Source organism: Xenorhabdus khoisanae (genome assembly GCF_001037465.1).
Classification (GTDB): domain Bacteria; phylum Pseudomonadota; class Gammaproteobacteria; order Enterobacterales; family Enterobacteriaceae; genus Xenorhabdus; species Xenorhabdus khoisanae.
This window is the reverse complement of the sequence record NZ_LFCV01000060.1, coordinates 1-21,446: the sequence shown is the minus strand read 5'-3', so window position 1 is coordinate 21,446 and position 21,446 is coordinate 1. Positions and strand designations below refer to the sequence as shown.

Sequence of the window (21,446 nt, the reverse complement as noted above, 5' to 3'; positions counted from 1 at the left end):
ATGCCTACTATAGCAACTGACCGCCTTTTTCAGAAATTGCACTTATCATGCGAATCTAAGCTTATTTAATATTGGTGGTCTTAAATGATATTATTATGAGTAAACGCATGAATAGTAGATTTTCTCCCTATATCTTTAAACTAAAAAGGTATAGAAATATCAAATAATAGACGATTATTTTCTTTCTGTTTCAAACCTAAAATCTTGTAGAGAATATTCTTTGTCAGCTAGGTTAATAGCTTCTTCAATGCTCATAATAAGAGGTAGGTTGAATTTTTCTGTTATTTCGGATAGACGTTCTTCCATTGTTCCACTAATAATATAATAAGGGATTTCTAATTCATCTAGAGTTTTTAATAACATACTATCACAATAATCCCTAAAGTTTGTATTCATTGGGCGATGACCATCTTTTTTTAATGGAAGTTCGTTTTTTAAATGGATGAATACATCGAATGTATCTTTCACATGTTGTTTGAAAGCATGGCCATACTGATTAGCCACCTGTTCAAAAAATATCATTTCTGGGGAAAGGTTTGATCTAGGAATTGGATCCAGATATCCTTCTTGATTGGGATTCATCCCATATTTAACACGGGCAGCAGCATAAATCCATTCTTGTAACGATGAACCATCAGAGACGAAATTATCTTTTAGTAGTGCTTCATGTACCGCTCTACCAGTATGTCTTCTCATAGCTAATTGTAGAAATTCAGCAGGAGTACATTGTGCCAATCGTTTTCCGGGAACAGCATCAGGCATTATTTCACGAATTGTTTTTGCTAGAGTACGAGGATGGCCAGTTAAATGAGCTAATGCCATAACTGTTCTTGTTTTACCAGATGAATAAGTACCTGAAATAGCTAATTTCATACCATATTTCCTATTATATATTAAAATGAGTTGGTAATTTATGTCCTAGTGAACACTTTATTTTTATTCCTGCAAAATCTCCTTCAATATCGACATATCGCCAATACTCATCTCTAACTTTGAGTTTATAAGTAGAAGTGATGCGTGTTGTAGCATCATAATTAGGTTGAAAATCTCTAATAGGTGTTGGTGCTTCAATTTCGGTTCTCAACATCCACAGAGTCTCACTGTCTTTTCTATTAATATGATCAAGTTCATACATTAAAACTTGGGCTAACTGTAGATGAACAACAAAACAGTCAACATAGGTGGCAGAAGGTTGATAGTGACCATCAATTCCATTAACTACATGATAGGTTTCAGGAATATTTAATTTCACTTTTGCTGAAGCTGTCTGATTTTCACTATCGTAACTTATATCTTGAAGAGATTGTCCACGGAATTTAAAAATATCCCCATAATAGCGTGAGTTGCTAGGTTCAAGAATATCTGTTGGAGATGTATAATAACCATTTTTACAAACAATTTCTGCTACAGGATGTTCTATCTCACAACGGGCTTCCATTTTCCCTATTTGACAATCAAAAATGGAAATCATGGTATCATCATTTGATTGTAATTTTGATGTGGATTTCCAAGTGATTTTAGCTGAAATATTATCAAGATCTTCTTGTGGAGTTATTCCTGATTTCAACTTTAAACTTTTCAACCACATTTTTTTGCAATTAAAGGAGTCGAATTGAAAACTATGTTTCAAGAAAATCTCACAGAATTGAGTACTTAAAATTAGTGTATCAATACTACTGAGATGTGGGCGTAAATTAGTGTATTTTTTCTTGGACCAGTCTAATGGATATTTGACTGATACGAGTGAAGTTAATTTTGGATGGTCATTTCCTGAATGGTAAAATTGCATATCAATGTTCTTGATATCATATAAAACACGTCGGTATCCCATGCCAAAAAAACGTGTTTTACCATCACCTAAATAATCATCAATTGAATGGCATAGAAATTTTTGATTCATGGCTCTCTCTTTTTTAAGATAAATTATGTGGGCTTAGGTAATTATTTTAATCAGAGGTTATTTTTCTCTATGGTATTTATATATGCATTGATAATATCTTTCACACTTTTTATATCTGAAAAATGATAATCATTGCCAAACGGCTCAACTTTTAATCTTTCATTTAACTCCATAATTAAACGGGCAATCATAAGCGATGTAAAATTTAAATCATCGATCAAATTTGAACTCTCATCTATATAAATATTATTATAATCATCTTTAATGTTAGACTGATTAAAAATAAATCTCACTTCCTTTACTATTATTTCTTTAACTGAATTTGGCTCTTTTAACATGATATTCCTCCATCAACGACAATATTTTGCCCTGTAATAAATGCAGCTTCTTCTGAACAAATAAATAATGCAACTTTGCTAATTTCTTCAATTTTTGATAAGCGACCAATAGGTGTTCTTTTTAATATTTGTTTACGTCTGTTTTCAGAAAGGTAAGACACCATATCACTATCAAAAAAACCCGGTACCAGTGAGTTAATCCTTATATTAGCAGGGCCAAATTCACGCGCTAAGCTACGAGTCATACCATCAAGAGCGGCTTTGGTTGCTGAATATAACGATACACCTTTATGACCCTTTATTGCATTTATAGAAGAAACATTAAGAATAACGCCTGTATTCCTTTTCAGCATGCTCTTACTACATTCTCTTGTAAGTATTATAGGTGCCAGTATGTTTGTATTAAGTAAAGAAATAATCTCATTGTCTGAAGAAAAAACTAATAATCCTTCAGCTAGTCTTGCAATATTATTTATCAAAATATCGATATGACCAAATTTTGAGTTTACATTATTAACAAATGATTTTATTTTACTCAAATCATTAGCATCAACGGATTCCCAATAGAAAAAATTAGTATTAGACAACTGTTGTTGAGTTATAAATCCATTTGACTGACGGCTAAAAGTGGCAACGCGATAACCTTTATTAAGAAAGGCTGATATCATTGCAGCTCCAAGTCCTTTACTGCCACCGCTAATGACTACAGTTTTAGGGGGTAGCATTCGTAATCTCCTTTATTTGAAGTGAAGAGCGCATTTTTTTAAATCGACTAGAATAGTGAGGTGTTATTGAAATCTCATAAGTCATTGGAATCTTAAATTCTTCAAGAAAGTTTTTGCAGTGAACATATAATCGCGATCTTAGATCATCATAGTTTTCAGGTTCACTTAAATGTACAATAGCTTTAATTCCCATACCTGTAATTGTGTTTGGAAATCCTACTACTGTTGCATCAGCTATATTGTTAGCTTGTAAAAGGATATCCTCTACCTCATTCGGATAAACCTTTTCACCTCCAACATTAATAATTTCTGATTTTCTACCTAATATCTTTACATAATCTCCATCAACTTCAACAACGTCTTCAGTATTGAAGTACCCCTCGTCATCAAAAGGTGATTGAGCATTTAAGTATCCTAACATAGCACAGTCTGATTTTATCCACAGAATGTTGGATAGGATTTTATATTTAAACCCATTACTACCAAGTTTAACCCATAATTCATTATTACTTTTAGATTTAGTCTGTAAAATACCTACTTCTGATAGACCATATGTTTGCTTTAACTTCACGCTTGGTAATTTTTCGCTAATCCTTTTTAAGGTAACCGGAGGCATTGGTTCAGTGCCATAAGTAATTAATTTAAGACTTGATGTATTTGTTTTTTCAATAATTCTTGATATAAGGACCATATTTAAAAAAGTAGGGGTGGTGGGTAATACTTCTACAGACCATTTCTCTATGGCATTGAATATACTTTCAGGTGTGCGCTGGAGAGGAATAATTAATGTTCCTCCATGACTAATGGTATGTAATAGAGTATTAATGCCACCAATATGGTCTACGGAAAGGAATGAAAGTATTCTTCTAGCAATTTTTTTTTCCAGATGCTTATCGATTAACTTATTGAAGTCTAATACAGAAGCCTTTGGTTGCCCAGTAGTGCCTGAACTAAAAAGCACTAACCCAGAATGTCTTACATCATGTATTTTTTTATATAATTCATGTTCAGCAATACGACCAGTATCATTTAGTTCATAATCGTTGTTACCAACTTTAATTCTTACTTCAACCTGAGAAACGTCCAAATATTCATTAAGTTTAATCTCTGGAATATCACCAATTGGAACGATAACATTATTATTATTAAAAAGTGCTAGAATAATAGCAAAAGTTTTTGGAGAGAACTCGCCTTCTACAGACACAATCGCTCCCTCAGGGAGGCCAATGTCTTTTAAGTAATTTATAGCATCAATAGCATCATAATATAACTCTGAGTAAACATATCGCTTGTTCTTAAAAACAATTGCTTCAGTTGAATTAAATTTATTGCAGCGTTCAATTAGCCAATGCAAAGTCATGTCATTCTCTCCTGTCTATGAATATTTTTTGTTATATCACTTTTATATAAAAATGTTTCTATTTTTGAAAATATATTTCAATGAATATGATAAAAAGTCATGGTGAATATATCTATTCAGATTTTTTAATTTAGGAGAAAATATTAAATTTTTAAAATAGTCAGTAAGTTACTAAGACAAGTTGTCATTATTTCTCAACAGAGTAATAACATGAGCATTTTCTTTTCTGGGAATATTTAAAGACATTTCCAATAAAAATGATAAGACATAACAAGGATCAGTGCGGGGTTCCACTTTGAAATGGTTTTTGTTCAATCTAAAAACACGTTCTTAAAGCATGATGGTTGCTATCGTCGCACAAATGGAAGGAATAGTGGAAGCTATCTTGCATAATTAGCGTTAATCAAGCAAAAGAAGGGGAAAATCTGATCGGACGCAGATAAAATTACTGAATAATGGCCGACTCGGTAAGAACGCTGGACACCAGCGTCCAAATAAATGCTGTGATTTGCGTCGAGCGGGCAAAGCTGAAAATAGCGAGTTCTATGGCTTCTTCAAGGATGATGTAAGTAACGCACTGCCAGCAACGCAAAAGGCAGCCAGAAGAAGCATCAGCGCAGCTCCAACTAACAACGTGACAAAATTGGGGATCCCTGTCGCAATAAGTGGGCCGATGCTGGCACCAATAAACAGAATGAAACCATTTAGTGCCATGCCTGCACCACGATTGGATGCTGCTATAGAGCCAAACTGAGTGATCATCGCTGGGACGGCAAGAGCTATACCCGTGACGAAAACCAAGCTACTGGTGGCGATGCCGATCAGGGATTGCGACAACATTGCTTCTAGTGCTAGACCTGATGCCGCAATCACGTAACCAATAACCGAGATAATCGGCATGCTAAATCGAGCAGAAAGCGGCCCAACCAGCAGTGCTGCAAACATACCGGGTAACCCAATTAAGCGTAGCAAAATGATCTTGTCTGGAGCAATGTTCAGCATCCACAAATGAGAACCCAATGCTGTGTACATGGCGACAAATGACAGCAGGAGCGTGATATGAGCACATGACAGAAGTAATACGGCTGGTCGTACGATAATTCTGCCCAATGCCACAAAGCGATGCCCCAGATGTCCATCGACAGCAGCACGTGGCGGTTCTTTGACCATTGCTGCGAATAGCGGAATAGCAACTGTCAGGCATCCTCCCGTCGCTATAAATACCCAGACCCAATTCCATTGTAACACTATCCAGGCGGCCAACACCTGCCCAAAGATGCCTGCCACAAGGAACGATGTGGACATAGTACCAATAGCAGTAGCGCGATGGCGCACCGGTACTGTTTCGGTAAGATAGGCTAGTGCTATCGGCGCAAAACTGGATGCTGCCAGACCTTGCAGTATCCGCAGCCCTGCCAGCCATGATAGTGATGGGGCGAAGGAGCATGCGAATGTGGCGATCGACAAGATAATCAATCCCACCAGCATCACTGGTCGGCGGCCATATTGATCCGATACTGGCCCCCAGATAAGGAAACCACAGGCATAAGCCAGACTAAAACTTGTCGCGAGAGCAAACGTGACACTCTCTGGATTCGTTGAACCGAAATCCTGACCAACGTGCGTGAGCAGAGGAATTGCCAGATAGAGCTGTGCCAGAACGAACAGGGCGATAGTAGCTAGCAAAACAACAACACTACGATTTGCGGTGTGGGTTTGATCGAGTGGTGTTGACTTGTTTTCTATACCATTAAGTTTCCCTATGTGATCTGTTTGGTTATTCATGAGCTACTGTCTCCGATATTGGTATCGTTGAACCGAAAATGATGGAATGAGTTTGACGTGCCGTATACAGTTTCCAGAACTGTTCGGCGATATCTGCCGGTGCGATCGTACTATTCTTGCCGGCTCCTCCCGGTGTTCTGTCGACAAAACCATTGACAATTACTTCGCTCACATGAATGTCGTGCGATGCAAGAGTATGCGTCAGGATTCTGGTGGTTTTGTGTTGGGCAGCTACACTGATAGCAAGCGCAGCGTATTCGGTAGCAAAAATGTCGATTTTAGGATCATCTAGAGCCATGATACCGCTGGTAGTAAGTACGGAACCCTTGTGTGCTTTTAAGTCAGGCAAGCACTCCTGAACGGCGGCAATATAGCTGGTAACGCGGATCTCGAAACTTTTGCTCAGATCTGAAGGTAAGGTGGACAGTAGACTGCCTTCTATTTCAAGGAAAGCGTTCCAGTGCAGGATGCCGATTGGCCCCAATGTGGAACGGGCATCTGTAACAATTCGTTTCACCTCCTCGATATCACTTAGGTTGGCTGGAAAAGCCCTAGCTTGGATACCCTCGGTCACCAATTCCTCCACCGCAGAGGCCAAACGTTGTGCGTTGCGAGCAACAAGGGCAACGGGATGACCAGCCTTACCAAAACGACGAGCAACTGCGTGAGAGATTCCTGGGCCGTAACCACAAATTAGTATAGTGCGCTTCATAATTTAATCTCCAACTATAACGTTGGATTTGATTATAGTATGATCTTAGCGACGACAACAACCGATAGATGAGAAAGTGTGCAAGATGGCTTGGGATACCGAAGGAACAAAGCGCAAGATTTTGGAAGCTGCAGTAGAAGAGTTCGCCCGACTTGGTCCTGATGGTACAACGGTCGAAAAGATTGCTAAATCAGCCGGAGTGAATAAAGAACGCATTTACAATTACTTCGGCGACAAGAGAGCACTGTTCTCGGCCGTGCTGCGCAGAGAACTGGCTAAGGTAGCGCAGGCAGTACCTATCATGTCTTTCGCTGTTGAAGACATTGGGGAATACGCTGGTAGAGCTTACGACTACCACTGCGAGCACCCCGAACTTAGTCGTCTTATGCGTTGGGAGGGACTGATTTTTGACGGTGAGGTTCCGGATGAGAAGCAGCGACGTGAATATTATGGCTACAAAATCCAGGCCGTAGTCGATGGCCAACGTCAAGGTACAGTTACACGAACCCTAGAACCCGATCACTTGGTATTTCTGGTGCTGGCATTGGCTGGCTGGTGGTCGGCTGTCCCCCAAGTGGCACGTATGCTAACTGGTTCTGATGATCGGCAAGAGCAGGCTAGACGCAGAGTCTCTGTCGTTGAGGCTGCTCGTCGTTTGGCATCATCACCATAAAGCGTGAAAACAACATGTTACAGGTTTAGTACTACAATCGAACGGGAGGAGGAAATTTGGTCTATTAGGGATATCTAGTATAGGTGACCATAGATATTTTATGTAGTTGTTCGGTGAACTATGTATAAATATTTGTATAAACACAAACAAAAAAGCACTCCCTCAAAAGAGAAAGTGCTTCTTCAACAACATGTTACTGGACTAGGATCAGTTCATGCCGTATCAGAAAAATTTATGTTTACGTGTTTTGCTATGATTTAATTAAATGATTATAAATCAATAAATTACATGATAGTTATACTGTATATTGTTCCAGTGCTTATTGACGTTTATCCACTCTTACATCAAACTGTGGGGTAATCGGTGGGGTAATCCGAGACAGCGTGAACTCATTCTTTATGGATATATACATGGCTGAGCTAAATAAATTAACTGATAAAAAACTCAGAGCGTTACATGGAACAGAAAGAGATAAGTTAGTAAAACTTGCTGATGGTGCAGGGTTAATGATTCGTGTCACTAAAAAAGGCGCTATCAGTTGGTTTTTTAAGTATAGAACTGGAGGGCGTGATACAGAAGCCGATATCATCACACTTGGGCGTTATCCTGATATGAGCCTTAAAGAAGCCCGTGCAATTCGTGATAAGTGTAGGAACTGGCTCTCATTGGGTAAAGATCCAAAGCTCCAGCTGAATTTGACCATGCAGGAATCTTTGAATCCAGTCACTGTAAAACAAGCTATAGAATATTGGATTGATAATTACGCTAAAGATAATAGGAAAAATATAGACAAACATATATCTCAACTGGAAAGGCATATATACCCTTATATTGGAAATATGGCATTAACAGATTGTGAAACTCGTTATTGGCTGCAATGTTTTGATAGAATTAAAAAGAAAGCACCAGTGGCTGCTGGTTATATATTCCAAATGTGTAAACAGGCGTTAAAATTCTGCCGAGTAAGAAGGTATGTGATCAGTAATGTATTGGATGATTTGACCATTATTGATGTCGGAAAAAAGCAAAACAAAGGGCAGAGATATTTAAAAGATAATGAAATTGGTCAACTTTGGCAGTCTCTGAATACAAACATGTATTTACCTTACTATAGCAACTTTTTGAAGATTTTAATTGTTTTTGGTTGCCGTTCACAGGAAGCCAGATTATCTAAATGGTCAGAATGGGATTTTGATTCTATGCTGTGGATTGTTCCAAAAGAAAATAGTAAAACAGGTGCGGAAATAATTCGTCCAATACCAGCATACATGAAGCCATTTTTAGATGAACTTAAGCACCAGAATCATATGAGTGATTATTTGTTAGGCGAAATTAAAAATCCTGAAACAGTTTCACAGTGCGGTAGAAATATATGTAAAAGATTAGGGCATGATAGAGAGTGGTCTTTGCATGATTTAAGAAGAACGTTTGCAACTAAAATGAATGATATGGGTATAGCACCACATGTAGTTGAGCAGCTATTAGGGCACTCTTTACCGGGAGTAATGGCAATTTATAACAGAAGCCAATACCTACCAGAGAAATTAGACGCTTTAAACAAGTGGTGTGAGCGATTGGATGTATTAGCGGGTAATTATGAGAATGTGGTTATATTAAAAGCAGTACAATTGTAATATATACACAACAAAGTTGCTTTCTTTCGTAATAATTTCCATTAAGTAAAATACCCTCACAAAAACAATGAAACAGTGAGGGTAGCATGACCATTCAATATAACACTCCTACACCTGAAGAACGCCGAATTATCCTTTCCGAATATGGCGAACCTTATGATCGTCTTATTCGTGAAAAGGAACGCCAGCATATTACCTCTATTTCCAGAACATCAGCATGGAAACTGGAAAATGAAGGCCGCTTCCCTGCCCGTAAGCCATTAGGCCGTAATTCCTGTGCTTGGTTACTCAGTGATCTACTTCATTGGGTACGAAATCCGCCAACAGTAGAAAATATAAATAACCCATATAGCCGTAAATCTACCAATTAAACAATAACTCAATGGAAAAATTAACTTCCTTAATTGGTAGTGGTCAAACTAGTTTTAAAAACAGCTTAATTATTGGGAATAGGTGGCATGATGGTTGATATTAGCTATAGGGATTCTCTGGGATTAAGCAATTATCAATTTGAAATACAACCCTCTCACAGAGGGTTAATTAGCAACCAAAGCTATTATTGGTTGGTTCAGATTTTAGGTTTTACGCCTAAAGTCAGAAGTTTTTCACGGCAGGCATCTTTAACCCACGCGCTAAAATTGCCTTTTCCTGCAACAAAATCTATTTGTGCCAGTAGTTCATCTTCGAATCGAATATGTTTCATTGTGCTGCTTGACCGATCAAACGATTTTTTTTCTTTTTTCTCTTGCATTGGTAGTTACCACCTTTATAATGAACGTAAATATGGTAACTACCATATCTTGTTAAAGCAATCTTTGATTGAAAATATAACAATGCCTCGTAGTGCTGGAACACCGACGAGGCATCTAACAACCAACGATAGTAATAGTATCGAGGTCGCTATGTATCAATATACCTTTCTAACTGGAAAGGACAAAGCCCGTTTGCCTAAAATCTTCCTTATGCGCTTGACCTCTGTTCAGGGGGCATACCATGAGCAATAAACCTATCTCATTAAAACAAGCGTTGCATCGTGCAAGTCTGGGTATTTCACTTTTCACATTCATTACCCAAAAAGCCAAAGATGAACGCTGCGAAATCAACTTAAATAACCTGATTGCATTGGCGTATGGCATTCATCAGGAGGTTTATCGTGATTTGTCGAAACATGTCCCACAGAACCCGGTGAATAAATTAGTCAATTGCCTTGTACGCAGGGAAAGCGATCCGTTAGGCCAGTCCTCGTTTCGTGCAGGTTTATGCACCTCTTTGTATGAGATCATTCTTGAGCAGGCCAGTCAGCATTGTTCGGAAGAGTTACATGATTTGCTTTCGCTGGCCTGTGATATCAATCAGGAAGTTTACCATGCGCTTTATGCGGCAGTTAATGGCGAGGACGAATGATCATGAGTCAGGGAAATCATAATGCTAAAAGCCGCCCGATTGATGTAATCCGAGCAGTAAAACAATCTTCTTCCAGTCACTGGCAAATGTTGTTGCCTGCCTGTGGGATTGATGTTCCCGCAAAGGGTAAACATGGTGCTTGCCCGATATGCGGTGGCACTGACCGCTTTCATTTTATCGATGATAACCATAACGGCGATTGGCATTGTCGCCAGTGTGACGAACCGAATCACGGTGATGGGCTGGATTTGGTGGCAAGAACCAACCGGATCACAGTCTTTGCAGCGGCTAAGCTGGTGGCGGATGTACTGGTAATGCCTTTACCCGAAACTAATACAGTCAAAGAGCAACCAAAAACGACAAAGCCGATTGCTGAACGTATTGCGGCACTGGTTGCCAGCACTGTTACGGGCGAATCTCAATATCTGGTGAAAAAGGGGCTGCAATGCCCCAATCAACGGTTATTGAAAGATGGTTCGTTATTGCTGGTCACTCAGACACTGGACGGCACAATCACAGGCGCACAGACCATTAAGCCAAATGGCGAAAAACGCCTTGTTTCCGGTACTCAGAAGAAAGGCAGTTTTATCCCCGCATCCGAGATTACCGAAATGCCGGATACGTTCATCATTACCGAAGGTTACGCCACTGCGTTAACGGTCAGCCAATTACATCAAGGTGTCGTGCTGGCGGCGATTGATGAAAGCAATTTAATCACGGTTGCCGAGCTGGTCAGAGCGCAGTGGCCAAACACAAAAATCATCCTTGCGGCTGATAATGACTGGCACGAACCAGAAGAGCGAGACAAAAACGGCAGGCTAAAAAAGAATGTTGGCAAGGTAGCGGCAGAGAAAGCCGCTATAGCGATTAATGGCTGGGTAGCACTACCGCCAACGGCATTAAAAGCCGATTGGGACGATTATCGCCAACATTATGGTATCGAGGCAGCAAAGCAGGCATTCAATAACGGGCTATATCAGGTAGGGAAAGAAGAATCAGTGTCAAAATCAGTCATAGTTAATTTGGATGAACACCGGGAAAAAGAGCGTGATCCATTAAAACCACATGTTGATACCCGAAAAGAGGGTATTTATTGGGTTGAACCTAAAGAGCAGAACGGCGAAATCATCGAGATTGAAAAATGGTTAAGCGATTATATGGAAGTTGTCGGCATTGGTAACGATGGTGGAGAAGGTTATCTCATCATTAAATTATCTCAGGAAGGTACAGACAAACTCACCTTTGAGGCCATGCCCCGCCGTGAAATTGGGATGCCGATAGGCTGGGCGCGGTTGCGTTCGAGAGGGATAAATATCACAACCAAAAATAGCCTCTTACCGATTTTATCTGATCATTTACAGCGCAGCGGAGATCGCCGCCAGTGGGAAGTGACCCAAACGGCAGGCTGGCACTGTGGGGCGTATGTTATGCCGGATGGCGAAATTATTGGTCAGCCTTATATGCCTGTGGCGTTCTGTGGCGGTACATCGGCGGTTGCGGGTTATGTGATTAGGGGAACTGCCGACGAATGGAAAAATCATGTTGCCTCATTAATGAAAGGAAATCGCTCAATGATGCTGGGTGTGCTGGTGGGATTAGCTGCACCACTCAACTCGCTAGCAGGCGGTAGCTGTTTCGGTGTTCACTTATTTGCTCAATCCTCAGCAGGTAAAACAACGACAGTTGAAGCTGCCAGTAGCTTATATGGTGATCCCGAAGAACTAAAATTATCGTGGCACGGTACGCATCACGGCTTAAATAATGAAGCAGCAGCTCGTAATGATGGTTTCTTGCCTATTGACGAAATCGGGCAAAGTGCTAATCCGAAAGAAGTCGCAAACAGTGCTTACAGCTTGTTTAACGGTGTCGGTAAAATTCAGGGTAAACGAGAAGGTGGAAACCGTGCTGTTATTCGCTGGAAGATAGCCGCGCTTTCGACGGGGGAAGAGGATTTAGAAACCTTTTTGATAAAAGGTGGGATCACACCAAAAGCAGGGCAGCTCGTCAGGCTGTTAAGTGTTCCTTTTATTGATACTGAGTTTTTCAATGGTTATGAGGATGGTGACACCCACGCAAGGGCAATTAAGCGTGAATCTAAGCGTTATTGTGGTACAGCGGGGCGGGCGTGGATCTTATGGCTGTCTGAAAATCAGGAACAGGCTATAGAAATTGTGACCCGTAAAGAAAAAGCGTGGTTGGATAGCCTGCCAGAAGAAGCCTCAGCACAAGTAAAACGTGTAGCTGTGCGTTTCGCTTTACTGGATGCAGCCGGAGAGCTGGCGACTCATATCACCGGTTGGAGCAAGGAAGATTGCCATAGTGCGATAAGGCAAAGTTTTGATGACTGGTTAACCGATTTTGGTATCGGAAACCGTGAAAAATATCAGGTTGTTACCCGTGCTCGTGATTTTATCCAGAAATACGGCCTATCGCGTTTTCAGCCTTATGCCTACGGGAAATTGAATGGAAACATAGATACCGTTCACGCCATGAGAATCAACAATCTTGCAGGCTATCTGGTGAATAATCGCCGCAGTGATGGGCTGGTGGAGTACCACATTATCCCCAGTGTATTTGAAGAGGAGATATTGCAGGGATTACAGAAGAAATCAGGCTTTGAAGCTCTGGAAGAAGCCGGAATGTTGATTAAAACGGAGAAAGATCGCTTTATTAGTAAAACTATTTCAGTGAATGGTACTCAAGGGCGGTTTGTAGTTCTGGTTTTCAATGATGAAGATTAATCCTCACGTAAGATAAAAACATTGGGATAGCGGGGTAACGGGATAATAAATAGTTAATTCAATATTTATCATATGGTTATATATGATTTTAATTAACCCGTATTATCCCACTGCATCCCGTAACATGATGTAATGATAAATTATGTAGCATTATATAAGTTTTATCATCTCACAAAGTTTTTATTTGGTAGGCAGTAATTAATTAGGTATTAAATAATTACAGTTAATAGTTTTTCCTACGGGATATGTGGGATAAAATGGGGTGAGTTAACTATTTGAAATAGAACAAATATAGCTACATATCCCGTTATCCCGTGAAAATCTACTTGGCTGTATATATTTACGTATAGCTAGGAGATTTGTACTATATTGATGGGATTTTTATAAAGCTGGTTAAGTGTTCAATTATTAAGAGTAACTCACAGATTAATAATAAGGATTTATGATGGATATTGCTAAAATTATGGAGCTAATAATTAGTCATGGATGGATTGGGCTTTTATTATTTATTTTCATTTTTTCACTGTTTGTTTTAACCATTGTAAATGTACATACTACTTTATTATACAAGGTGTTTGTCATTTTCAATCCAGAGAGAAAGTTACTGAGAAAAACAAAATCTCTTAGAAGGGTATCAAACAATAATAAAACATCAGAAGATGTAAGAGCATTGGCGAAAAATGAAGAGACTAGAGTTTTAAATTCATTTTATTTAAAGTGTAATCTTAGTGTTGATGTTCAAAATGTTTGGGCTAAATTAATCATATTTCATAAAAATAAAAACATTCCTATAGGAACATATAAAAGGGTTTATTCTTTATTCTCCGTGAAAGATTCGAGATTAGAAAAAGAAATTGGTCTTTTAAAATTAGTAAATACATGGATAATGACAATATTTCAAGCCATATTGTTTTTACTTTCAAGTGGTTTTGGAGCATTATCTCTTGCTGCTTCTTTAGGTATTCTAGGGAGTGAGCGTAAAATAGAGTTAACTTTGCTTTTCTTTCCCTACTTTATATTCTTTATGGCATTTTTCGCTTTTTTCAGTTTAGAAACCCCAAATTATTTTATTTACAGAAAAGTCAAGGCACTTATTGAAGAGTATAACCAAACTCAATAAGTAAAATAATGTAATTTTTTTGTATTCATGTTTTTATATGCTTAGCCTTCATCTTGTGAGGGCTTTCTTATTATTTTTCATGCTGTTAAATATATTCCATTAAAAAAATCAATATAAAAAACATCATGAAAAAACTACTCGAATTACGCCAACAAAAAACTGATTTAACGCAGCAAATGCGTTCGCTGTTGATCAACGCCGAGGACGAAAAACGTTCACTCAATGCTGACGAAGCTAAACAGTTTGACGAGCTGCGCACTCAGTCTGATTCTCTGAATACCGAAATTGCCCGTTATGAGGCGTTATCTGATGAAGAGCGTAATCAGGTCAAGAACCAGCCTGCCAGTAATAAACTCAGCAATGACGAGCTACGCAATTATATTTTGACCGGAGAAACTCGCTCCCTGTCTACAAGTGTCCCAGCAGACGGCGGCTATACCGTTATTCCTGAACTGAACAAACAGATCATGCAGCAATTGGCTGATGAATCTGTTATGCGTCGAATCTGTACCATCAAAACCACACGCAGCAACGAATACAAACAACTTGTTTCGGTCGGTGGCACAGCCATAGCCCACGGGGAAGAAGGCAAAGCACGTAGTGAAACTGCCACGCCGAAAATGGAAGAAGTCAGCATCAAGCTGTTTCCTATCTATGCTTATCCCAAAACTACCCAAGAAATCATTGATTTTAGCGATGTCGATATCTTGGGTTGGCTGACCGCTGAAATTGCAGATACGTTCGTAGATACCGAAGAAACAGATTTGATTAGCGGTGACGGCAGTAAGAAAGCAAAAGGCTTCCTGTCTTATCCCCGTGACACTAAAACCGACAAGGTTCGTGCATTCGGTACGCTGCAAAAGCTGGAAACAGCCAGCCTTGAAGCCGATAGCCTGATTGACCTGAAATTCCTGCTCAAGAACAAATACCGCAAAAATGCCGTTTGGGTGATGAATTCCACCACTGCGGCACAGGTACAGAAGCTGAAAAACGGTAATGGTGATTATATCTGGCGCGAACGTTTGCAAGCGGGTGATCCCGATATGTTGCTGGGTTTGCCCGTTCACTATCTCGAATTTATGCCGGATAACACTATTGGGCTGGGTGACTTCAAGCGCGGTTACTTCATCGTTGACCATCAAACGGGCATTCGCACTCGTCCTGACAATATCACCGAACCGGGATTCTATAAGGTTCACACCGATAAATATTTAGGCGGCGGGCTGGTGGACTCTAACGCAATCAAAGTGCTGGAAATCAAAGGCACGAAAGCGGGTTAACGATAAGGGGCAAAGCACCCCTTTTAGAGTCTTGGAGTCTACTGATGCAAAATGATTTTGAAATCCGCACTACCTCGCTATCTGCCAGTAATAAGAAACTGACAGGCTATGTGATTAAGTGGAACAGCCGATCACAAGTGTTATGGGACGAATTTGTAGAACAGTTTGCCCCGAATGCCTTTAGCGCCAGTTTAACGGTAGGGGCAGATATCAGGGCACTTTATGAGCATGATTATACAAATTTGTTAGGCCGTACCACGTCTGGCACATTGCAATTGAATGAAGATGCCACTGGATTACGTTTCGAGTTAACCCCGCCAGATACGCAATTAGGCCGCGATGTACTGACATTGGTTGAGCGTGGTGATATTCAAGGAATGAGCTTCGGATTCAGGGCAATCAAAGATCAGTGGGATACAGGCCAAGAGCCTTATATCAGAACGGTATTAGAGGCGGAACTTCGGGAAATCACGATCACCAGTTTACCCGCCTATCCTGACAGTGGCGTAGAAATTGCCAAACGCTCATTGAACGCAGCTAAACCCTGTGATTTGCGTCATTACTGGCTGCAACTGTCTGAGGTGTAATCATGTGGCCTTTTAAGCGTAAAGCCTCAGAAACCCGCAGTATGACCATTGATGAATTACTTTCTCTGGCAGGTATTCCTAATACGAAATCGGGTGAGCATGTTTCGCCCTCAAGCGCCGAAGGTCTACCTGCTGTCATGAATGCTGTCACGGTGATTAGTGAAGCAGTAGCAACAATGCCCTGTTACCTCTATCGGGTACGGAATAATCAGGGCACGGAATCCCGCGAATGGTTAAGCGATCACCCGGTTGATTATTTGTTGAATGAATGTCCGAATAACTGTCAGACACCTTTTCAGTTTAAGCGCACCCTGATGCGTCATTGTCTGCTGAATGGTAATGCTTATGCGGTGATTGTCTGGGGCAAATACGGTCAACCGCAATCATTACATCCTTACCCGCCGTCAGCGGTTGTACCACAACGATTATCCGATCACCGGTTCGCTTACACCATTACCGAATCTTATAGCGGTAAGGTCAAAACTTACCTACAAGAAGAAGTGTTGCATTTACGCTATGCCACCGAAGACGGCTTTCTTGGTCGCTCGCCTGTCACCATTTGCCGTGAAACGTTGGGCTTAGGTCTGGCACAACAACGCCACGGCGCAAGCATTATGAAAGACGGCATGATGGCGGCAGGCGTGATTAAGGCGGCTGATTGGCTGGATGGCATCAAAGGTAATAAGGCACTGGAAGCCCTCGAACGTTATAAAGGTGCTCGCAATGCCGGAAAAACACCCATTCTTGAGGGAGGGATGGATTACCAGCAATTAGGCATGAATAACCAAGATGCGGAGTGGCTGGCGTCTCGCCGTTTCACCATTGAAGATATCGCCCGGATGTTCAATATCAGTCCAATCTTTCTGCAAGAGTACTCGAACAGTTCCTACAGCAACTTTAGCGAAGCATCCCGTGCTTTACTCACTATCACCATGCGCCCGTGGCTTGCCAACTTTGAGCAACAAATTAAATCGGCTTTGCTGGTGGCCTCACCCAAAAGCGGCATTCGTTACCAAGTTGAATTTGACACCGCTGATCTACTTCGCGCCAATCCGAAAGAACGTTTCCAGAGTTATGAAACTGCCATTAAATCCGGTGTCATGTGCCCGAATGAAGCCCGTGAACGTGAGGGTTTATCACCTCGTGTTGGTGGTGATGAATTCAGTCAGGCATGGAAACAAACTGTAGAAATCAAACAACAGTCGGAGGCTAAGGCATGAGAGCAGGCAGATTACGGCATCGTGTGACTATCCAGAAAAATGAAATCAGGCAGGGTGAACTTGGCGAAGAGATTAATGATTGGGTGGATATTGCCACTGTCTGGGCAGAAGTGAAGGCCATAAGCGGACGCGAGTTAATGGCATCGGGTTCAGTCTATTCCGAAGCCACCATTCGTGTCTGGATGCGTTATCGTGATGATGTGACCACGGTTAATACCATTCTTTATCACGGGGCTAACACCAGAGGGACAGCATTCGATATTGTGGCGGTTATTCCTGATGCCAAACACACCCGATTAGAACTGCTTTGCAAAGGCGGTGTATTCTGATGAACCCGATTGAAATACCCCTGAACGAAATCAAACAGCATTGCCGACTGGATGAAAGCGACACCCTTGATGATGCTTTGTTAATGGCTTATGCCGAAGCTGCGCTGGAAGTCTGCCAGCAACATATCGGCAAGCGGTTTGGTGATGGTTTGGCTTTTACTCCGGCGATTAAAGTCGGTTGCCTGCTCTATATCGGCTTACTGTATGAGCATCGGGAAATGGCAACAGATGTTGAGCTAAAAGAAGTGCCCTTTACCATCAAATCGTTGTGGTCTGTCTATCGTGATGTGGGGATCTACTGATGCCGTGGCAACCGTTAAGACGTTGTAGCTATCCCGGCTGTAAGCAGCGGGTGAAGTCAGGGCGATGCGAAGAACATCGGCGGGAACAGAACAGGCAGCGCGGCACACGTACCGAGCGTGGTTACAGTAATCGCTGGGGCAGATACAGATTGATGTATCTCAAGGCTAATCCGCTCTGTGTGCATTGCTTACAGCAAGGTATTTACACACCTGCAATCATTGTCGATCACATCATCCCAATACAGGGTGAAGCTGATGTGCTGTTCTGGCCTGACTTCAATCATCAAGAGTTATGCCAAACCTGCCATAACCGTAAGACCGTACAAACAGATCCGGTAACCAAAGCGAAACGCAAACAAGGTATTTATCGTGAGCAGGAAACCAAAGCGGCAAGGTGTCGTGATTGGTTCGTCGCAGAATAATAAATCAATGAAAACATGGGTGGGGGTATCAAAAATGACAAACACCCTCTTTAGCAGAACCGCCCACCCCTCAAATTTTTATACACGGCATTTTTTTGGAAAATAAAATCACAAGGAAAATAGAAATAATGGCAAGAGCACCCAAACCCCCAACTTATTTAAATGAGATTGCAACCAGCCAATGGAAAGCCAAAGCAAAAACCTTAATCGAACGAGAAGATCTGAACGCCGCTGACTGGAACAATTTAGAACTCTATTGCGTCAACTACGCCATTTACCGAAAAGCGGTGGCAGACCTTGATATCAGGGGCTTTAGTATCGTTAACAGTCAGGGCAGCGAAAGCCGCAATCCGTCACTCAGCGCAAAATCTGATGCTGAAAAAATCATGATAAAAATGTCCTCATTGCTGGGTTTTGATCCGGTATCACGGCGAAAAAATCCAGTCGAAATTGAGGAAGAGGACGAGCTAGATCGCTTATGAACGCATGGCAGCAATACGCTTTTGATATCGAAAACGGCAACATTCCGGCCTGTAATCGCTTAAAACAGGCAGTCAAACGCTACTATAACGACCTGAATAACCCGCTTTATACGTTCGATATCGAGACTGTAGAGCGTTTTATTGCTTTTTCCCGCTACTGTCCACACGTCAAAGGGCACTTGCGCGGTAAGCCGATAATATTAGAACCGTGGCAGCAATTCGCCTTTGCTAATCTATTCGGCTTCAAAGTTAAGGCGACCGGACGCCGGAAATATCGTAGTGCCTATATTCAAGTCCCGCGCAAAAATGCCAAATCTACGGTAGCGGCAATGCTGGCAAACTGGTTTCTGGTGATGGAGTCAGGTCAGCAGGATATCTACACCGCCGCCGTGAGTCGGGATCAGGCTCGAATTGTGTTTGATGATGCCCGCCAGATGTGCCTGCTATCCAAACCGCTTAAGAAGCGGGTAGCTATCCAGCAACATAAAGTCACTTATACTAAGAGTAACAGCCTGTTAAAGCCACTGGCAGCCAAAGCCGCCACCATTGAGGGCACTAACCCCAGTCTGGCGATTGTCGATGAATATCACTTGCACCCGGACAACTCTGTTTACTCTGCCCTTGAGTTAGGTATGGGCGCACGTCCCGAAGGTATTCTGTTTGCCATTACGACAGCGGGTAGCAATGTGATATCCGCCTGCAAACAGCATTATGATTATTGCTGTCAGATATTGGATGGCGAAGAACAAAACGCATCCCTGTTTGCCCTGATTTACGAACTGGACGACGAGAACGAGATTGATGATGAATCGATGTGGATTAAGGCCAATCCGAATCTGGATATCTCCGTAGACAGCGCCACCCTGCATGACACGATACAGAAAGCGCGAGGCATCCCCTCACAATGGACAGAAATGCTCACCAAGCGTTTTAATATCTGGTGTCAGGGTGAAACGCCGTGGATGGGCGAAGGCGCATGGAAAGCCTGCCAGACAGATTATGATGAAAACGACCTCAAAGGCATGGAGTGTTACGCTGGGTTAGATTTGTCCTCCACAGGCGATATCACCAGCATTTGCTATACATTTCCGGTGGATAACGAACTGTTATTACTCACTCGTCACTACTTACCCGAAGCGCAGCTACAGAATCCCTCTAACAAGAACCGGGCAATCTATCGCCAATGGGTACAAATGGGCTGGATACGCACGACACCGGGCGATTGTATTGATTACGACCGTATCCGTGATGATATTCTCAAAGACAGTCAGCAATTTGATATTAAACTGGTGGGCTTTGATACATGGAACGCCACACACTTACGCACCCAATTACAAGGTGCAGGCTTGGATGTTGAGCCATTCCCGCAAACCTATATGCGCTTTAGCCCAGTGGCGAAATCAGCTGAGGTGTTTGTTAATCGCAAAGTGATTCGTCACAACGGCGATCCGGTGCTTGCTTGGGCGCTCGCTAATGTGGTGATGGAAACGGACGCAAACGCCAATATCAAGCCGAACAAAAAGAAATCAGCGAACAAAATTGATCCCGCAATTGCGTTTCTGATGAGTTTTGGCACATGGCAAGTCGAGCATGAAGAGTTTGCGTTTAACTTGAATGAAGAACAGCAACAGCGACTGGATAGCTTTGATGGAATTTAGATAACTAATTGATATTTTTAGTTTTATGCGTGATAGAAATTAATGAAATCAAATGATCAGAAGGTTAAGAGAGCACGCAATCGGTTGATGCAGATAGAGAAATAAGTTTTTTTTGATAACATGCCATAAAAATTAATAGCCTTAACATAAACTGATAGTGAAACTATTATTTCATTTACCCGATGTTTTCCAAAACGTCCAATAAGACTGGACGTTTTTGCATATAAAGATACTTGTTAGGATAGTTTATGATTTCCAAAAACGTGCATTGCTGCATATGCACCAATACCAACAAATTTTTCTTTAACTTTAATGTTAGCTATATAATTAGATTTAATTATATTATTTCCATTGCGTAAAGCAGAAATAAATGTTGAAGTCCATAAACCAGCTAATGTCACATTGTAACTCCATGCTGGAGCTATCACAGCCTCATATCCTAGCGACAGGACTTTATCAATCAATGAATTAATTTTACTTGCATACCAAGATGCTTTTGAGCTCCCTGAGTGGCAAATGAAAAGTATCGCAATCTTTCCAGTTCCAAATATTTCTGCCTCATCCAAAATATATAATCCTGAACCTGTGGAAATACTCTTGAAACCATATAAATCATCATTCCCACCATGGGAAATAAAAATATTTATATCCTCATTTAAATCACATTTTGAATTAAGTGTATCAACTTTAGTCATTTCTTGATCAGTAAATTCATCAGATATTTTACCATAAGCGATCTGTATGGCCCAATCACTATTTTCAACAGGAGCCCAC

The 21,446-nt window shown here is 41.2% G+C and carries 23 protein-coding genes and 1 pseudogene; 15 read left to right on the top strand and 9 right to left on the bottom strand.

Going from position 1 to position 21,446, the window contains the following annotated elements; genetic code table 11:
- Window positions 1-174: 174 nt before the first annotated feature.
- The 7 genes from AB204_RS10020 to AB204_RS09990 form a co-directional block, all read right to left on the bottom strand.
- Complete coding sequence (locus tag AB204_RS10020) at window positions 175-873, bottom strand: AAA family ATPase (protein ID WP_047963239.1); 699 nt, start codon at window positions 871-873, stop codon at window positions 175-177.
- Between the two features lie 13 nt (window positions 874-886).
- The gene (locus AB204_RS10015) at window positions 887-1,900 is read right to left on the bottom strand and encodes an AvrD family protein (RefSeq protein ID WP_047963238.1); all 1,014 of its coding nucleotides are present in this window, start codon (window positions 1,898-1,900) and stop codon (window positions 887-889) included.
- Window positions 1,901-1,950: 50 nt separating this feature from the next.
- Window positions 1,951-2,238, bottom strand: a complete 288-nt coding sequence (locus AB204_RS10010; RefSeq protein WP_047963237.1) for an acyl carrier protein — start codon at window positions 2,236-2,238, stop codon at window positions 1,951-1,953.
- Window positions 2,232-2,963, bottom strand: a complete 732-nt coding sequence (locus AB204_RS10005; protein WP_047963236.1) for an SDR family NAD(P)-dependent oxidoreductase — start codon at window positions 2,961-2,963, stop codon at window positions 2,232-2,234. Before AB204_RS10005 ends, AB204_RS10010 begins: the two co-directional genes overlap by 7 nt.
- A complete protein-coding gene (locus tag AB204_RS10000) occupies window positions 2,950-4,323 on the bottom strand; it encodes an ANL family adenylate-forming protein (protein WP_047963235.1) in 1,374 nt (457 codons plus the stop codon). The genes AB204_RS10005 and AB204_RS10000 overlap by 14 nt, the downstream gene beginning before the upstream one ends.
- Before the next feature lie 543 nt (window positions 4,324-4,866).
- Window positions 4,867-6,108 carry an MFS transporter gene (locus AB204_RS09995; RefSeq protein WP_084728558.1) on the bottom strand — a complete coding sequence of 414 codons (1,242 nt, stop codon included), beginning with the start codon at window positions 6,106-6,108 and terminating at the stop codon, window positions 4,867-4,869.
- Window positions 6,101-6,820 carry an SDR family NAD(P)-dependent oxidoreductase gene (locus AB204_RS09990; RefSeq protein WP_047963234.1) on the bottom strand — a complete coding sequence of 240 codons (720 nt, stop codon included), beginning with the start codon at window positions 6,818-6,820 and terminating at the stop codon, window positions 6,101-6,103. Before AB204_RS09990 ends, AB204_RS09995 begins: the two co-directional genes overlap by 8 nt.
- A gap of 85 nt (window positions 6,821-6,905) precedes the next feature.
- On the opposite strand from AB204_RS09990, the pseudogene AB204_RS23475 reads away from it, so the two are divergent.
- The 4 genes and pseudogenes from AB204_RS23475 to AB204_RS09975 form a co-directional block, all read left to right on the top strand.
- Window positions 6,906-7,067 (top strand): annotated as a pseudogene (locus AB204_RS23475) (TetR/AcrR family transcriptional regulator); the annotation flags it as partial.
- Window positions 7,068-7,076: 9 nt separating this feature from the next.
- On the top strand, window positions 7,077-7,493 hold the full coding sequence (locus tag AB204_RS09985) for a TetR/AcrR family transcriptional regulator (RefSeq protein ID WP_235428064.1): 417 nt from the start codon (window positions 7,077-7,079) through the stop codon (window positions 7,491-7,493).
- Window positions 7,494-7,903: 410 nt separating this feature from the next.
- Window positions 7,904-9,127 carry a tyrosine-type recombinase/integrase gene (locus tag AB204_RS09980; RefSeq protein ID WP_047963232.1) on the top strand — a complete coding sequence of 408 codons (1,224 nt, stop codon included), beginning with the start codon at window positions 7,904-7,906 and terminating at the stop codon, window positions 9,125-9,127.
- Between the two features lie 86 nt (window positions 9,128-9,213).
- On the top strand, window positions 9,214-9,498 hold the full coding sequence (locus AB204_RS09975; protein ID WP_047963231.1) for a helix-turn-helix transcriptional regulator: 285 nt from the start codon (window positions 9,214-9,216) through the stop codon (window positions 9,496-9,498).
- Window positions 9,499-9,695: 197 nt separating this feature from the next.
- Here the strand turns inward: AB204_RS09975 and AB204_RS09970 are convergent, their stop codons facing one another.
- On the bottom strand, window positions 9,696-9,878 hold the full coding sequence (locus AB204_RS09970; RefSeq protein ID WP_047963230.1) for a YlcI/YnfO family protein: 183 nt from the start codon (window positions 9,876-9,878) through the stop codon (window positions 9,696-9,698).
- Between the two features lie 242 nt (window positions 9,879-10,120).
- Between AB204_RS09970 and AB204_RS23195 the strand changes: the two genes are divergently transcribed.
- From AB204_RS23195 to AB204_RS09915, 11 genes are all read left to right on the top strand, one after another.
- Window positions 10,121-10,531: a hypothetical protein gene (locus AB204_RS23195; RefSeq protein WP_200898224.1), complete on the top strand. Its 411-nt coding sequence runs from the start codon at window positions 10,121-10,123 to the stop codon at window positions 10,529-10,531.
- A 2-nt stretch (window positions 10,532-10,533) separates the two neighbouring features.
- Window positions 10,534-13,272 (top strand): DUF927 domain-containing protein, encoded by a 2,739-nt coding sequence (locus tag AB204_RS09960; protein ID WP_047963240.1) that lies wholly within the window; start codon window positions 10,534-10,536, stop codon window positions 13,270-13,272.
- 442 nt (window positions 13,273-13,714) lie between these two features.
- On the top strand, window positions 13,715-14,392 hold the full coding sequence (locus tag AB204_RS09955) for a hypothetical protein (RefSeq protein WP_152671527.1): 678 nt from the start codon (window positions 13,715-13,717) through the stop codon (window positions 14,390-14,392).
- 125 nt (window positions 14,393-14,517) lie between these two features.
- On the top strand, window positions 14,518-15,672 hold the full coding sequence (locus tag AB204_RS09950) for a phage major capsid protein (RefSeq protein ID WP_047963228.1): 1,155 nt from the start codon (window positions 14,518-14,520) through the stop codon (window positions 15,670-15,672).
- 44 nt (window positions 15,673-15,716) lie between these two features.
- Window positions 15,717-16,259: an HK97 family phage prohead protease gene (locus AB204_RS09945; protein ID WP_047963227.1), complete on the top strand. Its 543-nt coding sequence runs from the start codon at window positions 15,717-15,719 to the stop codon at window positions 16,257-16,259.
- 2 nt (window positions 16,260-16,261) lie between these two features.
- On the top strand, window positions 16,262-17,479 hold the full coding sequence (locus tag AB204_RS09940; RefSeq protein ID WP_047963226.1) for a phage portal protein: 1,218 nt from the start codon (window positions 16,262-16,264) through the stop codon (window positions 17,477-17,479).
- Window positions 17,476-17,808 (top strand): phage head closure protein, encoded by a 333-nt coding sequence (locus AB204_RS09935; protein WP_047963225.1) that lies wholly within the window; start codon window positions 17,476-17,478, stop codon window positions 17,806-17,808. Before AB204_RS09940 ends, AB204_RS09935 begins: the two co-directional genes overlap by 4 nt.
- Window positions 17,808-18,110, top strand: a complete 303-nt coding sequence (locus tag AB204_RS09930; protein ID WP_047963224.1) for a head-tail connector protein — start codon at window positions 17,808-17,810, stop codon at window positions 18,108-18,110. The genes AB204_RS09935 and AB204_RS09930 overlap by 1 nt, the downstream gene beginning before the upstream one ends.
- Entirely contained in the window at window positions 18,110-18,532 is a 423-nt protein-coding gene (locus tag AB204_RS09925; RefSeq protein WP_047963223.1) for an HNH endonuclease signature motif containing protein, read from the top strand. The genes AB204_RS09930 and AB204_RS09925 overlap by 1 nt, the downstream gene beginning before the upstream one ends.
- Before the next feature lie 128 nt (window positions 18,533-18,660).
- A complete protein-coding gene (locus AB204_RS09920; RefSeq protein ID WP_047963222.1) occupies window positions 18,661-19,014 on the top strand; it encodes a phage terminase small subunit P27 family in 354 nt (117 codons plus the stop codon).
- Window positions 19,011-20,672, top strand: a complete 1,662-nt coding sequence (locus AB204_RS09915) for a terminase large subunit (protein ID WP_047963221.1) — start codon at window positions 19,011-19,013, stop codon at window positions 20,670-20,672. The genes AB204_RS09920 and AB204_RS09915 overlap by 4 nt, the downstream gene beginning before the upstream one ends.
- Window positions 20,673-20,908: 236 nt before the next feature.
- Here the strand turns inward: AB204_RS09915 and AB204_RS22750 are convergent.
- The coding region (locus tag AB204_RS22750) for a hypothetical protein (protein ID WP_047963220.1) at window positions 20,909-21,446 on the bottom strand (538 nt) is incomplete at its 5' end.

Coding starts and splice junctions, on each gene's coding strand:
- AB204_RS10020 (WP_047963239.1), bottom strand. CDS start 873: ATGAAATTAGCTATTTCAGGTACTTATTCATCTGGTAAAACAAGAACA.
- AB204_RS10015 (WP_047963238.1), bottom strand. CDS start 1,900: ATGAATCAAAAATTTCTATGCCATTCAATTGATGATTATTTAGGTGAT.
- AB204_RS10010 (WP_047963237.1), bottom strand. CDS start 2,238: ATGTTAAAAGAGCCAAATTCAGTTAAAGAAATAATAGTAAAGGAAGTG.
- AB204_RS10005 (WP_047963236.1), bottom strand. CDS start 2,963: ATGCTACCCCCTAAAACTGTAGTCATTAGCGGTGGCAGTAAAGGACTT.
- AB204_RS10000 (WP_047963235.1), bottom strand. CDS start 4,323: ATGACTTTGCATTGGCTAATTGAACGCTGCAATAAATTTAATTCAACT.
- AB204_RS09995 (WP_084728558.1), bottom strand. CDS start 6,108: ATGAATAACCAAACAGATCACATAGGGAAACTTAATGGTATAGAAAAC.
- AB204_RS09990 (WP_047963234.1), bottom strand. CDS start 6,820: ATGAAGCGCACTATACTAATTTGTGGTTACGGCCCAGGAATCTCTCAC.
- AB204_RS09980 (WP_047963232.1), top strand. CDS start 7,904: ATGGCTGAGCTAAATAAATTAACTGATAAAAAACTCAGAGCGTTACAT.
- AB204_RS09975 (WP_047963231.1), top strand. CDS start 9,214: ATGACCATTCAATATAACACTCCTACACCTGAAGAACGCCGAATTATC.
- AB204_RS09970 (WP_047963230.1), bottom strand. CDS start 9,878: ATGCAAGAGAAAAAAGAAAAAAAATCGTTTGATCGGTCAAGCAGCACA.
- AB204_RS23195 (WP_200898224.1), top strand. CDS start 10,121: ATGAGCAATAAACCTATCTCATTAAAACAAGCGTTGCATCGTGCAAGT.
- AB204_RS09960 (WP_047963240.1), top strand. CDS start 10,534: ATGAGTCAGGGAAATCATAATGCTAAAAGCCGCCCGATTGATGTAATC.
- AB204_RS09955 (WP_152671527.1), top strand. CDS start 13,715: ATGATGGATATTGCTAAAATTATGGAGCTAATAATTAGTCATGGATGG.
- AB204_RS09950 (WP_047963228.1), top strand. CDS start 14,518: ATGAAAAAACTACTCGAATTACGCCAACAAAAAACTGATTTAACGCAG.
- AB204_RS09945 (WP_047963227.1), top strand. CDS start 15,717: ATGCAAAATGATTTTGAAATCCGCACTACCTCGCTATCTGCCAGTAAT.
- AB204_RS09940 (WP_047963226.1), top strand. CDS start 16,262: ATGTGGCCTTTTAAGCGTAAAGCCTCAGAAACCCGCAGTATGACCATT.
- AB204_RS09935 (WP_047963225.1), top strand. CDS start 17,476: ATGAGAGCAGGCAGATTACGGCATCGTGTGACTATCCAGAAAAATGAA.
- AB204_RS09930 (WP_047963224.1), top strand. CDS start 17,808: ATGAACCCGATTGAAATACCCCTGAACGAAATCAAACAGCATTGCCGA.
- AB204_RS09925 (WP_047963223.1), top strand. CDS start 18,110: ATGCCGTGGCAACCGTTAAGACGTTGTAGCTATCCCGGCTGTAAGCAG.
- AB204_RS09920 (WP_047963222.1), top strand. CDS start 18,661: ATGGCAAGAGCACCCAAACCCCCAACTTATTTAAATGAGATTGCAACC.
- AB204_RS09915 (WP_047963221.1), top strand. CDS start 19,011: ATGAACGCATGGCAGCAATACGCTTTTGATATCGAAAACGGCAACATT.